At 67.6% G+C, this 15,890-nt stretch carries 6 protein-coding genes; 1 reads left to right on the forward strand and 5 read right to left on the reverse strand.

Annotated elements, in window-relative coordinates:
• Positions 1–109: 109 nt before the first annotated feature.
• Positions 110–1,579, forward strand: coding sequence for a CpsD/CapB family tyrosine-protein kinase (locus PVW46_RS05765; RefSeq protein WP_274575163.1), 1,470 nt, complete (start codon positions 110–112; stop codon positions 1,577–1,579).
• Positions 1,580–1,662: 83 nt separating this feature from the next.
• On the opposite strand, the gene PVW46_RS05770 is transcribed toward PVW46_RS05765, so the two are convergent.
• The 5 genes from PVW46_RS05770 to PVW46_RS05790 form a co-directional block, all read right to left on the reverse strand.
• Entirely contained in the window at positions 1,663–2,991 is a 1,329-nt protein-coding gene (locus tag PVW46_RS05770) for a GumC family protein (RefSeq protein ID WP_069210459.1), read from the reverse strand.
• A gap of 235 nt (positions 2,992–3,226) precedes the next feature.
• The gene (locus PVW46_RS05775; RefSeq protein ID WP_083242399.1) at positions 3,227–3,895 is read right to left on the reverse strand and encodes a 4'-phosphopantetheinyl transferase family protein; all 669 of its coding nucleotides are present in this window, start codon (positions 3,893–3,895) and stop codon (positions 3,227–3,229) included.
• Positions 3,896–3,900: 5 nt separating this feature from the next.
• Positions 3,901–8,394, reverse strand: a complete 4,494-nt coding sequence (locus tag PVW46_RS05780) for a MupA/Atu3671 family FMN-dependent luciferase-like monooxygenase (RefSeq protein ID WP_069210457.1) — start codon at positions 8,392–8,394, stop codon at positions 3,901–3,903.
• Positions 8,395–8,399: 5 nt separating this feature from the next.
• Positions 8,400–9,416, reverse strand: coding sequence for a glycosyltransferase family 2 protein (locus PVW46_RS05785; RefSeq protein ID WP_052244415.1), 1,017 nt, complete (start codon positions 9,414–9,416; stop codon positions 8,400–8,402).
• 5 nt (positions 9,417–9,421) lie between these two features.
• Positions 9,422–15,886 (reverse strand): type I polyketide synthase, encoded by a 6,465-nt coding sequence (locus PVW46_RS05790; RefSeq protein ID WP_069210456.1) that lies wholly within the window; start codon positions 15,884–15,886, stop codon positions 9,422–9,424.
• Positions 15,887–15,890 lie beyond the last annotated feature (4 nt).

Raw genomic sequence — 15,890 nt, forward strand, 5'->3', positions numbered from 1 at the left:
TCTGGCCAGATTTGGCTGGTTTAACGAAAATCGACCGGGTGTCCTTGTGGCGATCCCGAACACGGAAAACTGAATCGCGCCCTGCAGATTGGCGGGGCACAAGGGTATCATGGGCCGCACGGGCGACACGCGCGGCCCGGAAGGCTGCGGAGCAAGGGGCATGAACATGATGGACAGCCCGAAATTCCGGCGCAAACGCACATCCGCCACGGGATCGGCACGCCCCGTGTCCGAACCGCCTGACCCCGTGCGCCCGCTGGACGAGACCGCGCGCGAGGCCGCCCGCAAACGCGACGCGGCCGCAGAACAGGCCCGGTCAGAGGCAGAGGCCCGCCGCATTGCCGAGGCCGCAGACAATGCGAAGGCCCGCGAAAAGGCGCAGGAAAAACTCCGCCGCCGCGCAGAACTCGAAGAACTTGCGCGCGCCGAGGCGCTGCGCCGCGTCATGGCCGCCCGCGCCCGGCGCGAAGCCGAGGCCCACAAAGCTGCCGAACGCGCAGAGGCCGAGGCCGCATTGCAGGCCGAGAAACAAGCCGAAGAACGCCGCATCGAGGCCGAGCGCGCGGACGAGGAACGCGCCGCAGAGGCCCGGCGGAGAGCCGCGGAAGAAAAGGTGCAGGCCGAGGCCGAACGCCTTGCCGAAGAGGAAAAACGAGCCGAACAGGTGCGCCTGGCCGAGGCCAGGGCCGCCGAAGACGCCGCGCGCCGCGCTGAGGAAGAGCGCCTTGCACGGGAGCGCGCCGAAGCAACCGAGGCCGTACCCCCGCTGGCACTGACGGGCATGGTCCCGGTGACGGAGCAGCCGGCCAGCGCGCCCGCCTCCGCCCAGGCGCCACAAGAACCGGACCAGGTAGACAGTGCCTGGGCCGGACTGGCGGAAATGACCGTCGACAAGGGGCATCTGGACCGGAACCGGATCATCACCGCCAGCCGCGATGATCCCGCCCATGCGGCCTTTGACGTGCTGCGCACTCGGCTTTTGCAGGCCCTGCACGAGAACGGCTGGCGCCGCGTCGCGATCACCTCTCCGGGCAAGGAATGCGGCAAGACCTTCACCGCCGCCAACCTGGCCATCAGCCTGTCACGACAGGAAAACTGCCGAACCTTGCTGCTGGACCTCGACATGCGCCGGCCCAGCCTGCACAGGATCCTGGGCGTCTCTGACCCCGGCTCTCTGGGTGACATGCTGCGCGGCATGACCGCGCCGGGCGATCACCTGCTGCGGATGGGGCGCAACCCGGTCAACGCCGGGCGCAACATCGCCTTCGGTCTCAACGGCCGGCCCGAAGCCTATGCCTCGGAACTGCTGCAGGACCCGCGGGCCGAGAGCTGCCTGCAGCGGATCGAGGACGAATTCGATCCCGACGTGGTCCTGATCGACCTGCCCCCGGCCCTGTCCTACGACGACGTGATCGCGGCGCGGCCCCTGTTCGATGGTGTTCTGCTGGTGATCGGCGGCGGTATGACAACGGAAAAGGAAATCGCCGAGGTCGAACGGCGCCTGGGCGATGGCACTCCGATCCTGGGGATGATCCTCAACAAGGCCGAAGGCACCGAACTCGACCGTTACAGTTATTGAGGCCGGGCGCCCCCGTGCCCGGCCCACAAGCGCGCTCTCCAGCTGCAGGGAAAGCGCACCCGTACCTCTAATATGTGTCGCGACTAGCCCCGGATCGCCCGTGGCAGGAACCGTTCGGTGAACTCTGCCAGCACCGGCGACCGATCCCAGAGCAGTTTCAGGCCCAGGCCGAGGATCGCGAAGATCGCCAGCAGTTTGCCAAGCAGTTTCAACCCGCCGCTGCGGCGGTCCTGCCGGGTCATCACCACCGGGATCGCGACCACCGGCTGAATGCCCAGCGCCCGTTCCATCTGGGCCGCGCTGCGGATCACCGGGTTCATCGTCTCGATCAGGAAGGCCAGGCCAAGCGCCGCCATCAGGCTGGCCACACCGCCCATCATGGCCAGCTTCTTGCGGCTGCGCGACACTGGGTATTCCGGGACAAGCGCCGTTTCCAGGACCTCGAAACGGTCCGTGGCCTTGCGATCCTCCAGCAATTGCCCCAGCTCGGCCTCGGCCTTGCGCCGGGTGATCACGCCGTATTGTTCCTGCAGGCGGGTCATCTCGCGGTCCAACCGGTTCAGCTCGCGCTCGACCTCGGGCGCGCCCTCGATCTGGGCCTCGATCTGGGTGATCCGCGCCGCGATCAGGGCCTTCTGTTCCTGCAGCGCGGCGATCTGGCGTTCACGCACCTCGTCCCGGGTCCGGTCGCTGGAGGTCTGCATCGTCAGGATCTGCTGATCCAGTTCCAGGTCCGTATCCCGCAGGCTGCCCAACTGCGACCGCAGGTCGACAACACCCGTGGGCAGTTGCTCGGCATTCAGGCGCTTGAACTCGGCGATCTCCGCTTCCAGCACGTCGATCTCGGCGCCCACGCGCGTCTCTTCGGCGACGAAGAAATCCAGCGTGTCGCGGGCGCGGCTTGCGCTTCGGTCGCGCGACTGGTCGATCACCGACTGCATCAGCTCGTTCGCCACGTCCGCCGCCTTTTGCGCGTCATCCATCTGGACGGAAATCATCAGCCCCGAGGGCGCGTTGCCACCGGGCGCAAAACTTTGCGCCTGGCCGAGAAGCTGTTGAATACGCACCGAATCCCGCAGTCGACCAACGCGTTCGCTCATGGTCATGGTGGGGTCGGCACTGAAAAGGGCGTGTTTTTCCATGATCCGCACCAGGTTGTCCCGTGCCATCAGGCGCTGTTCGATCAGGCGGACCCGACGAGCGGCGTCATTGGTCGCGGCCAGCGCCCCGGCCAGCTGATCGGGCACCTGGGCATCTTCGATCTGGACAACCGCCGTCGCCTCGAACACCTTGGTCTGCCCCATCGCGTAATACAACGAGGCTAGGCAGCCCAGGAACGTGACCACCAGGATCAACAGGGCGCGACGTTTGAGGGCGGCGAAAACTTCGCCGATGGACTGGAACTGACTCATTTCAACACTCCCGCAAAACCGCCCCCGGTGCGGAGACGACACGGACCGGGCGTGCCCCGAACGTGCCATCTTCAGGTCTCAATCTAGCAAATCTGCCTAAATTTCGCCACGACTTGGCTAAGGAAAAGCCGGAAACAATGCGTGTCGCGTCTGCGAACCAGCGCCATGTTTCTGCCTTATTTCTAGCTGGATACAGGTAAACAGCGGGCAATTGCGGCAACTTTGTGTCCTGGGTTCAGGAGATGCCCGCCGGGACGGCACTCAGAGACAGGATCAAACCGTTCCCGACCACCTGGCGCAGGGGCAGATCCCACCGCGATTCGGGCGGAATTGAGGCAACTTCGGGATGATCGGTAAACCGGGCGCAGCCCTGCCCCAGGTCAACCCGAAGCCCGTGAAAGCCAAAGACCTTCCCCGCCAGCGGGTAATGTGCCTTGTAGGCGGCCTCCTTGGCGGAAAACAGGCGCTTGGCACGGGCAGCCCGGGCCCCTGCGGGCAAAAGCCCAAGCTCTTCGGGCAGGCAGATCTCGGGGATCAGGTCCTCGGCCAGCGGGTCATCCCCTTCGACGTCGATGCCAAGGCTTCGATAGTCTGCATCCCGCGCGACCACGCCCAGACAAACCCCCTCGGCATGGCTAATACTGCCGACCAGCCCCTTGGGCCAAACCGGCGCGCGGTCGACGCCCATCGGGATCGCCGCATCTGCCAAACCCAGCTGCGCCATCGCGCGGCGGGCGGCAAGGCGACCGGCGGCAAACTCTGCGCGCCGCTCCGGGCGGGCGCGGGCGATGGCCGCCGCCTCTGCCGGATAAAGCTCCCCCTCTCCGGGGACCGCCACACCCCAGCCCACACCCCGCAAAGAGCCGATCTGGCGAACCAGGTCTTCCAGATGGGCTGCCGGCACGGTTTTCAGGCCCGGCGCCGGGCGCGCATCTCACGCCGCCGCGCCATCGCCTCGCTTCGGGATTGCGCCCGGTCAGACGTGGCGACGGGAGCCGGGTCAGGTTTGGGCGCAACAGGCGCCGCAGGCGCGCGCACCACACCGTCGGCCAACCCGGCCACCCGCGCCGCAAGATCCGCCAGAACCGGAAAGCGGAAGATGTCGGTGATCGACAGTCTAGCGGCCCCCAGTTCCTCGCGGATCGCCCGATGCGCCTGCACTGCCAGCAATGAATGCCCGCCGAGGTCAAAGAAATTGTCCCGGCCAGAGGCCACAACCCCCAGCGTGCGCTGCCAGATCGCGGCAATCGCGGCCTCGACCTGGGCCGCATCGCCTCCGGTCGCGGGGACCACCGGGGCAACCGGCGCGGGCGCCGGTTTCGCCGCGACGGCCTGCGGCTTGGGCAGCGCCTTGCGGTCGACCTTTTTGTTGGGGGTCAGCGGAAAGGCCTCGAGATGCACGAAGCGCCCCGGCACCATGATGGCCGGCAGGTCGCGCGCCATCGCGGCCTTGAGCGCCGCCTCGTCCTTGGCCGCGCCGGTGTAGTAGCCCACCAGCCGCACATCGCCCGGCACATCCTCGCGCGCCATGATCACGCCCTGCGTGACACCGGCGATGGCTTCGAGGCAGGCCTCGATCTCGCCCAGCTCGATCCGGTGGCCGCGCAGTTTGACCTGGTGATCCACCCGACCGACAAAGTCGATCCGCCCATCCGCACGCCGCCGCACCAGATCACCGGTGCGGTACATGCGCCCGCCGTGAAACGGGTTCTCGACAAACCGCTCTGCCGTCAGGTCGGCACGGTTCCAATAGCCGCGCGTCACACCCTCACCACCGATCCACAGCTCTCCCTCTTGCCCCACGCCCACCGGGGCGCGGTCCTCGTCGAGGACGTAAAGCTGCTGGTTGGCCAGCGGCAGGCCGATGTTGACCACCGCCTCTCCCGGTTCGGCGCGCGTGCAGGAGGACCAGATCGTCGTTTCCGTTGGCCCGTACATATTTGTAACCGTCGCCTGCGTGATCTGGGCAAACTCCTGCACCAGGGCACCGGGCAGCGGCTCCCCCCCAAGGTATACATGGTGTACACCCTTGAGCGCATAACGCGCCTCGTCGTTCATCGCGATCATGCGCGCCATCGAGGGCGTGCATTGCAGATGCGTCACCCCGTGCCGCACGATCTGCGCGGCGATCGAGAAATCGTCCGGCGCCAGGTCCGTCGCACCGCCGCTTTGCGCAACGACCTGCGCCAGCGGCTTCAGCCCTTCCAGCACCGTCTCACGGTCGATGCCATAATCGATCAGGCAGGCGATTTCCGTGACGCCGATGGCCTGCACTTCCTCGGTGCGCTTCAGAGCGTCCTCGACCGTGCCGAACAGCCCGCTGTCGTTGAAATACCGCTCAAAGGCAAAGTCCAGGATCGCGTCCAGTTCCTCGGGCTCCAGCCCGTCCAGTTGCAGGTCAAACGCGTTAGACACACCCTCGGGCCGCTTGAAGGCCGGGAAGGCCCAGGCGTATTGCTTGATGAGACCGGCGGCGGAGCGCAGGTAATCCTTCATCGGTTCGCGCGCGATCTCGCGGGCATGGTCGCGGCTGTCGCTGAGAAAGCTGTGCAGCATCAGCGTGACCTTGAAGTCCGCCGGATCGTGCCCCGCCGCGCGCAGCGCCGCGTGGTACAGCTTGATCTTTTCACCGACCTCTTCGACCGACTGGCCCAGAAGATGCGTCAGCACGTTGCAACCCGCCGCCCCGGCCTCTTGCCAGGTTTTCGGATTGCCAGCGGTCGTCACCCAGACCGGCAGCTCCTTCGACACCGGGCGCGGCTGGGTCACGACCTCGTGGATAGAACCATCCTTGCGCGGAAACCCCACCGCCTCGCCGCGCCACAGCTTTCGCACGGTCTCAAGGTCGCGCATCATGGCGGGCTTGTTTTCGGGCGGGGTATTCTCGGGGCGCAGCACAAAATCGTCGGGCTGCCAGCCAGAGGCAATCGCCATCCCCGCGCGCCCGTTGGTGAGGTTGTCGATCACCGCCCATTCCTCGGCGATCCGCGCGGGATGGTGCAGGGGCGCCACGACCGATCCGGCCCGCACACCGATGTTTCTGGTCACACCGGCAACGGCGGCGCCGGTCACGCTGGGGTTCGGGTAGGGGCCGCCGAAGGCGTGGAAATGCCGTTCCGGCGTCCAGACGGCGACAAAGCCGTTCTCATCGGCAAACTTCGCGCCGTCGAGCAGGAGCGCATATTTGTCCCGCCCGGCGCCATCGTCGTTGCCCCAGTAGTACAGCGAGAAATCCATGCCCTTGCCACGCGGCATCGGTCCCTTGGAAATCAGCGCCCGGTCCTCGTCGCCCGTCAGCACAACGGTCAGGCCGCGCGCGGTGGTCCAGAACAGCTCCAGCACGGATATGTCGAAGGACAGCGAAGTGACGGCAAGCCATGTCCCGTTGTCCTGCGGGATATGGGCGTCCATCCCTGTATAAAAGTTGCATACATTGCGATGCTCGACCATCACCCCCTTGGGCTTGCCCGTCGAACCGCTGGTGTAGATCAGGTAGGCAAGGTCCTCTGGCCCGCTGGTGTCCGGCAGGTCCTCGACCGGCTGCGAGAGCAGGCGCGGCTCGGCGTCCAGTACCAGAAGCTGCGCATCATGACGCGGCAGGCTGGGGTCCACCGCGGCCTGCGTGACGATCACCTGCGCGCCGCTGTCCTCAACGAAATGTTGCAGGCGGTCCGCCGGATAGGACGGGTCCATCGGCAGGTAGGCGCCACCGGCCTTGAGGATCGCCAGCGCGCCCACCATCAGGTCGACAGACCGGCGACAGCACAGGCCAACGACCCGTCCCGGCACCACGCCCATCTCGCGCAGCAGGTGCGCGGCCCGGTTGGCGCGGGCGTTCAGATCGGCATAGGTGAGTTTCTGGTCCTCGAAGATCAGCGCGAGGGCATCGGGCGTTGTCGCTGCCTGAGCCTCGAAGGCGCGGTGCATGGTCAGGTTACGGTCATGGTCGGTTGCGGTGGCGTTCCACCGGGTCAGCACCAGGTCGCGTTCCGCCCCGGGCAGGCCCACGCCGGAGAATTCCAGCCGGGCGGCCAGCAGGTCCGCCTGTGCGGGCGGCAGGCGCCCGGAATCGTAGGACAGCACCGGCGCCTCGCCCAGGATCACGGTCATCACCGTACCCGGCACATGGCCCGCGCCATCGACAGCCACGCCGATCTGCGGCACATCGGGCCAGCTGAGGTCCGGCGCGCGGGCGGGCAGGTCCGTCGCCCAGGGGGTGGGATTGGACACCGATCCCGCGCGCAATGGTGCCCAGGGAGCGACCAGACCGCTGGCGGCCAATGCCTCCAGCGCACCATCGGCCCAGGCGAGGTCCACGGTCTCGCGCCCGCAAAGCGTCTGCGCCCAGCGCATGACCTGCGCCACTGCCGCGTCCGGGGCCAAGGTAAGGGCGCGGGTGTCCAGTGCGCTTTCGCCCTCGGTCAGCCCGCCCAGCTCTGCCGGTTGCAGGTCGGCCAGCACCCGGCGCATCACACCGTCAACGCGCACAACTGGCGTCATGTCGACCGCTGGCACGGTATCCAGCACCTCACCGACACCCGCGATCTCTGCCACATCGACCGGCCTGCCGCAGATGCGCGTCAGCCCGGAGAGCACCAGCGCATGTTCCCCGCAGGCTACGGTCAGCCGGTCGTCCGAGACGTCCAGCACCGTGCCCGGCGCGCCGTGCCCCTCTGTCAGCCGCACGTGGCCCACCAGCCAGAGCGCCCCGCGCGCCCGGATCTTGGCCGCGCAGAGCGGGTTCCAGTAGGGGCCGTGATCCAGCGCCCGCACTAGCCGTTCCAGCTCGACCGCCGGGCGGGTGAAATCCAGCACGCCGTAGCCCTCGGGCCGGTCGGCCAGGGCGTGATAGCTGCGCTGTGCCAGGTCCTGCGGCACGCGGGTCAGCGCGCCGCTTTCAAGCTGGTCCAGCAGCGCCGGAAACGATCCCATCGCCGCTTCGTAAGCTTTGGTGTTCAGGGTCAGCGCCGTATCGCCGGGCCGGATGTCGAATTCCGCCTGCACCAGGATGTCGCCCTCGTCCACGCCGCCCTCGATCAGGTGCCAGGTGACACCGTGGCGGGTCTCGCCCTCGATCAGCGCCCAGACCGGCGCGTTCAGCCCGGCATGGCGCGGCAGGGGGCCATCGTGGAAATTGACCGCGCCCCGGGCGGGCAGGGCCAGAACATCATCGGGAATGATCGAGAGATTGGCGATGGAGAGCAGCCAGTCGAACCCAGCGCCCAGCCGTGCCGCGAGACCCGCGCCCGGCGCCTCGACCCGCAGGCCGCGCCCTTCGGCCCAGCCCCGCACGTCCGCGTTGTCCGTCACGACCGCCGCGATGGTGTTGCCCCGGTCCAGCGCCATTTCGGCACATTGCACCAAGAGCGATTCATTGCCCCAAAGAACGCAGGTCATAGCCATCTCGGTCACTCCGCTTGTGCTTTGGCCGCAACCCCGACCGGGGGCCGCACGGCCTCGCGCCGTTCCGGCAGGGGCCGGACCAGTGCCTTGGTGTCATGCAGGATCAGGTCGCGCAGGAAATGCGCCGGATCGGCGGGCGGTTTGCCTTGCACCAGCACCCGCAACCGCCAGAAAGCGCCGCCCAGCGCGTGCATCAGCGTCGCCAGCGCCGCATAGCCACGCCCGTGGTTCTTGGAGAAATAGTGCCAGCGGCTGTCCAGCCAGAAGCCCGGGATACGCTGCCATTTCTTCATGCCGGTCGAGACAGAACCGATATGCGCCACCTCGCTGTCGCGCACGTAATGCGTTTCATACCCGGCGCGGGCGGCGCGCAGGCACAGGTCGGTTTCCTCGAAATACAGGAAAAACGTCTCGTCAAAGAGACCGATCTCGTCCAGCACGCCTTGGCGCATCATGATCGACGCCCCGGCCAGCCAGTCCACGCGCCGCGTGGCCCCAGGCACACCGATGGGCACGGATTTCTGCCGCAAGGCGCGGGACACCGGGCCAAAGCGCATCGCGCCTTCCAGTTCCGACCAGATCGACGGAAAACGGAAGGCGGTCACATGCGGCGCGCCGTCCTCGCCGTGGATATAGCTGCCCGCGAAACCGGCCTCGGGATGGGTTTCGAGGTGGTCGTAGAGGCAGCGGATCGCGTTCTGCGCCGGAAAGGCGTCGGAGTTCAGCAGATAGACGTAATCCGGCGTGCTGCCGTCTCGCATCCCGGCACGGATGCCCAGGTTGTTGCCCGCACCGAAACCGCCGTTCACACCCGATTGCAGCAGCCGGACCGGCGCACCCTGCGCCCAGTCCTCTGTCGCCAACGCCTGTTCGATCCGTTCGAACGATCCGTCGCCGGAGTCGTTGTCCACGACGACCAGTTCCGCATCCATCCCCTGCATGGCCTGCAGGGCCGCACGGACAGAGCGCAGGGTCATCTCTGCCGTGCGATAGTTCAGCGATACCACCAGGACCCGTGCCATGCCGTTCACTCCGCCGCGTGGCCGGGAAAGGCCACCACTTCGCCGTGACCAATGCTCTCCGCCTCGGCGCTCTCGATCGCCTCGCGCATCAGCCCGGCCAGCACCCGCACGTTGGGTTCCAGCACCATGCTGTCATGGTCGCCCGGCACCTCGTGCACCTCGACCCCCGGCACCATCAGGCCCCAGTCGTTGTCAGGCGTCACATAGGTGCGTTCGCTGTTGACCAGCGCCCCGCCCGAAACCGTCCACTTGCCCGACAGCGGCGGACGGTACAGCACCACGCGTCCATCCCAGGGCCGGACCTGGTAGGCGGCGATGGCCCGGTAGAAGGCCGCCTCGATCTCGGCGTTGTGGAAGGCGTGTTCGGCGCCGGTGTCCTGCGTCTGGCGACGCTTGGCAAACTCCCAGGCGATGCGGTTCCTGGCCCAGATGAACGGATAGAGCGGGCCCTTTTCCCGCGCCTGCTGCCACTGGATCAGCAGCCGGTCCCGGCGCGACAGGGGGCGCCGCTGCGGCAAGGGCGTGTCCAGCATCACAACCAGCGACACCTCTTCGCCAGCGACCTCCAACTGGCGGGCAACCTCGTAGGCGCTGATCCCCCCGCCCGAAAAACCGCCAACCATGTAGGGGCCGTGTGGCTGGACCTGCCGCAACTCGGCGATATAGTCGCGCGCGGCTTCCTCGATGCTGTCATGCGGCGCCTCGCCACCATACAGCCCGCGCGCCTGCACGCCATAGAACGGCCGGTCGCTGCCCAGGAGATGCGCGAGGTGGCGCAGGTTCAGCACGTTGCCGAACATGCCCGCGATCAGGAAGAAGGGCTGCCGTGCGCCGCCGTCGCCGTCATGCATGGGCACAAGATGGGTGAACCGGCGCTGCGGCGCCTTCGGCGCGGCCTCGGCGTCGCCTTCGACCGGGCCGATCTGCGCCTCGATCAGTGCGGCACAGGCGCGGATCGTCGGCGCCTCGAACAGGATGGAAATCGGGAAATCGACGCGGAAGGCCTTTTTGACCATCGCGAAAAGGCGCACGGCGATCAGGGAATGCCCGCCGAGGTCAAAGAAGCTATCCTCGACACCCACATCGGTGACGCCCAGCAGATCCTCCCAGAATCCGGCCAGCCGGGTCTCGATCTCGCCCTCAGGGGCAACGTAATCGCTTTCCAGCTGCGGGCGTTCGAAGGTCTGGCCAGAGGTCGCCTCGGCGACCGAGGCCCCCGTCTGCGCGGTCAGCGCATCCAGATCCATCGACGAGACCACGACCTGCTTTGCCCCCAGCGCCAGCGCCCGGTGGAAGGCCTCGACCCCCTCGGCGGGCAGGATGCCCTGGCTCAGGTTGTGCGCCAGCCGTTCCTCGGCGGGCGACAAGGGCTGTGTGGCGTCGCCGTCCTCGACCTCCAGTTCCGCCGCGGTCAGGCGCGGCGCGCTTTTCAGCATGTCGGCACTGGCCAGCTTGCGGATGGTAAAGCCCGAGATTTCCACCAGCACCGCGCCTTTGGGATCACACAGCGTGACGTCAAAGCTGGCCGTTTCGCCATCGGCCCGGTTGTCGGCGGCGTTGCGCACCCAGCTGACCACCCGTGTCCCCAGCGGCGCATGGACCCGTACCCGGCCATAGCGCACCGGCACCCAAAGGTGCGTCGGCTGATAGCCCGCGATCAGGTCCATCGCCCAGCCGGTGGCAATGTCCATCAGCGCCGGATGCAATGGCATGTCGGGCGCCGCGGCACCTGCGGGCAAGGACAGATCGGCGATCCCCTCCCCCTTGCCCAGCGCGCGGGCATCCAGCACCTTCCAGCTTGGACCGAAGGCCAGATGCACCTCCTGCGCCGAGGTCAGCTTGGCGCCATTGCCATCGACGCGCGCCGGGCAGCGCGCCCGGATCGCGCCCAGGTCCAGCGGGGCGGGCCGGGCCAGGGGCATCAGCGACAGCGCGCCCTGCGCGGTCAGCGCAAAACCCTGCCGCCCGTTCAGCGTGGCATCGGCCAGCACGTCAAACCCATAGCCATCGTCGCTGCGTCTCAGGCGCAGGCGCAGGTCACGCGCGCCCCCCGGGGCCACCCGCAAGGGCCGCAGAAAGGCAAGATCGCGGATTTCGAACCCGCCGCTTTCGCCATGCGCCTGAAGCGCCTGCGCCGCCAGCGACAGGTAGCCGGTGCCGGGCAGCAGGGCGTCTCCGGCCCGCGTCCTGTGCTGGTCGATGAACCAATCCGTCTCCGAATAATGCGCGGTGAACAGCCGGTTGCCGTGGGTGTCGAACGTCGCCTCGGCCAACATCTCTTGCGTGACGGGCGTGACCGGCGGTTTCGGCAGGTCGCCGGTCCGGGCCGCGACCGCCTCTGCCGCCATGCCGACCTCGTTCCAGATGCCCCAGTTGATCGCCACCACCCGCGTCTTGCCGCTGCGCGCGCGGGCAAAGGCATTGAGGAACTCGTTTGCGGCGACATAGTCGACCTGCCCGGCGGGTGCCGTGACGGTCGAAGACGACGAAAACAGCACCATCCAGTCTAGGCTGCCGTCCGGAAAGACCTCTCCCAGCACCTCCGTGCCGTGGATCTTCGGCGTGAACACGTCCTCGACGCTGGACGTCGATTTGGCCAGCAAAGGCGCGTCGTCGATCACGCCCGCACCGTGGATGACCCCGGTGATCGCGCCAAAGCACTCCTCGACCGCGCGCCGGGCCGCCTGAACCTGGCCCAGGTTGCAGACATCCGCAGCCACCACCATGACCTCGGCGCCCGCCTCTTCCAGCGCGGAGACGGCGCGGATGCGCCGGGCCACCCGGTCCTGCGGCGCATGGCGGCGCAGGTAATCGTCCCACTCCGCCCGGTCGGGCAGGGGCTTGCGCGCCATCAGCGCCAGTTTCGCCCCGCGCGATGCAAAATCCCGCGCCAGGGTCAGGCCGATCCCGCCAAATCCGCCGGTGATCAGGTAGGTGCCGCCCGGCTTCACCTCGGGCGCCTCACCCAGCGCGACGGGTTTCATCGCGCATTCGAACCGGCGATCCCCGCGCAGCGCCGCAATCCGGTCGCCCGGCTCGCTCACCAGCTCCTCCAGCACGCGGGCCGTCAGCGCCTCCATCGCGCCCTCATGCGCCGTCTGGACCCTGGCCCGGCCCCAGAAAGGCGCCTCGACTAGGGCGGGCAAAGCCACGTCCAGCGTGGCAACGCTTATGCCCGGCAATTCGCGCGGGATCACCCGCGCCGGCCCGGCAATGGTCGCCTTTTCAGGGTAGGGCAGCGCCTCATCCCGCAGTTGCGCGGCCCCGTTGGTCACGATGGTGATTTGCCGGGGACGCGGCAGGCCCTCGCCCTCGATCGCCTGCGCCAGGAACATCAGCGCGTAAAAGCCCTGTTCCTGAACCCTATGAAAAAAGCTCGACCCGGGGCGGTGGGTCTCACCCTCTGTCAGCAGCCAGAAATGCCCGATGCGCGTCGGCACCACTCCGCGCGCCGCCAGGTCCTGCACCAGCAGGTCATAGCCCTCGCGCCCACGCTCGGGCGCCAGCACATAGCCCTCGCCCACACGGGCAAAGGCATCACCGGGGCGCACCTCGACAACGGTATTCCCCGCCGCCCGCAGCCGGTCCGCCAACCGCGCGGCCACTCCGGCCTCGTCCATGAACATCAGCCAGACCTGCGGCGCGGCATCGGACAGTCCATCGACCACGTCCACCTCGACCGGGGCAGAGCGTGGCCGCCAGACCGGCTGCCATCCCCATTCCCCGATCTCGTCATTGCGCATCAAATAACTGGGCGCCTTCTCCGCCGCCTCCCCCGGTTCGATGAAATAGCGGCTGCGCTGAAAGGCATAGCTGGGCAGGACCACGCGATTGCGCCGCGCCTCGCCCCAGACCTGGGTCCAGTCGATCCTGACGCCCAGCGCCGCCAGCCGTCCCAGCACCTCGAACATGTGCTTGTCGTCGGCAATCGCCTCGTCCGGGTGCCGCAGAGAGGACAGGACCCGGTTGCCCCCCACCTGCTGCCGCGCCAGCGAGGTCAGCGCCTTGCCCGGCCCGACCTCAAGGAAAACCCGGTTGTCCGCGTCCAGTGTGCCGATGCAATCGGCAAACAGCACCGTACCGCGCAGATGCGCGACCCAATACTCCGGATCGGTGGCCTGCTCCGCCGTCATCAGCGCGCCGGTCCGGTTCGAGGTCAGCGGCAACTCGGGCGCGCGCAACTCGATCCCCCGGAGGTAGGCGCCGAACTCCGCAAGGATCGGCTCCAGCATCCGGCTGTGCGCCGCGATGTCGATGCCGATGCGGGTGCATTGCACCTCGCGCCGCTCCAGCTCCGCCTGCAATGCGTCCAGCGCCGCCTGCGGCCCCGAGGCCACCGAGAGCTCCGGCCCGTTCACCGCGCCAAGATCCAGCTCCTCGCCCAGCAGGGGCCGCAACGCCTCGGCGGGCAACCCGACGGACAACATGCCCCCCGCAGGCACCGTATCGAACAGCCGCCCGCGCAGGTGCACCAGCCCGATGCACTCCTCGAAGCCCATGACACCCGCGACACAAGCCGCCGTGTTTTCCCCCATTGAGTGACCAGTCAGCGCGCCGGGCGTCACGCCCCAGCTCATCCACAACTGCGCCAGCGCATATTCGGTGATCATGATCAGCGGCAGTTGCAGCGAGGGCCGCAACAGGGCCCGGTCCGCCGCAGCCTCCGCCCCGCGCGCGGGCAGCCACAGTTCACGCACCCCTGGCTTCTTCTTGGCGGAAATACCCCCATCGACATCTCCGCCAGAAATTCGCTCGAGGTGATCCAGCCCCCGGTCCATCCACTCGGCAAAGACCGGCTCCGTCTCGTAGAGATCGCGCGCCATGCCCGCGTATTGCGCGCCGCCTCCGGGGAACATGAAGACGACCTCGGGCCGGTCCAGCGCGTCATGGGTAAAGACCCGGCGCGCGTCACCGCCCTCCAGCAGGCGCGCCGCCTCCTCGTGGCTTTCGGCCACCACCACGCGGCGCTTCTCGAACGCGCGACGCCCTTCCTTCAGGGTAAAGGCCACATCAGCCAGGTCCTGTTCGGGATGGGCGCGCAGATGCGCGGCCAGCCGCGCGGCATTCTCGTCCAGCGCCGTTTTGCTCCGCCCCGAGATAGTCAGGATCTGGAATGGCCAGTCGCTTTCGTCACTTGGCACGCGCTCCGGCGCCTCCTGCAGCACCACATGCGCGTTGGTGCCGCCCACGCCCAGCGAGTTCACGCCCGCCCGGCGCGGATGCCCCGCGCGCGGCCAGTCGGTCAGCCGGTCGTTCACGCGGAACGGCGAGTGTTCGAAATCAATGGCAGGGTTCGGCGCCTCGAAGCCCAGCGAGGGCGGCATCTGCCGATTGTGCAGCGCCAGCGCAGCCTTGATGAGGCTCGCCACGCCGGCAGCCGTGTCCAGGTGGCCGATGTTGGTCTTGACCGACCCGATGCGGCAGTGGCCCACGGCACTCGACGTTTCGGAAAAGGCCTCGGTCAGGGCGGCGACCTCGATGGGATCGCCCAGGTAGGTGCCGGTGCCGTGGCATTCGACATAGTCCACGGTATCGGCGCTGATCCCGGCAAAGGCCTGCGCCTCGGCCACGGCGCTCGCCTGTCCCTCGACACTGGGGGCCAGGTATCCGGCCTTTTGCGCGCCGTCGTTGTTGACGGCCGACCCCTTGATGACCGCGTAGATGTGATCGCCATCTGCCACCGCATCCGCCAGTCGCCGCAGCACCACGACGCCCGCACCGGAGCCAAAGACCGTGCCCTTGGCACGATGGTCGAAGGCGTGGCACTGCCCGTCGGGCGAGAGGATCTCGTTTTCCTTGTAGAGATAGCCGCGCCCCTGCGGCAGCTCGATGGTCACGCCGCCCGCGATGGCCATGTCGCATTCGTCGTTGAGCAGCGCCTGCACCGCGTAATGCGTCGCCACCAGCGAGGTGCTGCAGGCCGTCTGCAGGTTGATCGACGGCCCGTGCAGGTCCAGCACGTGGCTGAGGCGCGTGGTCATGAAATCCTTGTCGTTCCCGGTATGGCGCAACAGGAACATGCCGGTGTTGTCCACCAGGTCCGGGTTGGAACAGACGTTGAAATAGAAATACGACCCCATCCCGCAGCCGGCGAAGACACCCACCTGGCCGTCAAAGCTGTCCGGCACATGGCCCGCGTTTTCCAGCGCCTCCCAGGCGGTCTCCAGGAACTGGCGATGCTGGGGGTCCATGATCGCCGCCTCCTTTGGACTGAATCCAAAGAACTCGGCGTCGAAATGCGCAAAGTCCTGCAGCGGGGCGGCAAAGGGCACGTAGTCTCGGTGACGCATCAGCCCGGGGTCTTCACCCGCCTCGCGCAACTCGTCCTCGGACAGGCGCCGGATCGAGGAAACGCCGTCACGCAGGTTGCGCCAGTATTCGGAAATATCGGCGGCCCCTGGCAGGTGGGCTGCCATGCCGACGATGGCGATATCGGTCTCACCGTACTGCTGCGCCGTCTCACCCGTCATGCCG

The sequence above is a fragment of the Mameliella sp. AT18 genome, from assembly GCF_028807275.1.
GTDB classification, from domain to species: Bacteria; Pseudomonadota; Alphaproteobacteria; order Rhodobacterales; family Rhodobacteraceae; genus Antarctobacter; species Antarctobacter albus.

Coding starts and splice junctions, on each gene's coding strand:
- PVW46_RS05790 (WP_069210456.1), bottom strand. CDS start 15,886: ATGACGGGTGAGACGGCGCAGCAGTACGGTGAGACCGATATCGCCATC.
- PVW46_RS05765 (WP_274575163.1), top strand. CDS start 110: ATGGGCCGCACGGGCGACACGCGCGGCCCGGAAGGCTGCGGAGCAAGG.
- PVW46_RS05780 (WP_069210457.1), bottom strand. CDS start 8,394: ATGGCTATGACCTGCGTTCTTTGGGGCAATGAATCGCTCTTGGTGCAA.
- PVW46_RS05770 (WP_069210459.1), bottom strand. CDS start 2,991: ATGAGTCAGTTCCAGTCCATCGGCGAAGTTTTCGCCGCCCTCAAACGT.
- PVW46_RS05785 (WP_052244415.1), bottom strand. CDS start 9,416: ATGGCACGGGTCCTGGTGGTATCGCTGAACTATCGCACGGCAGAGATG.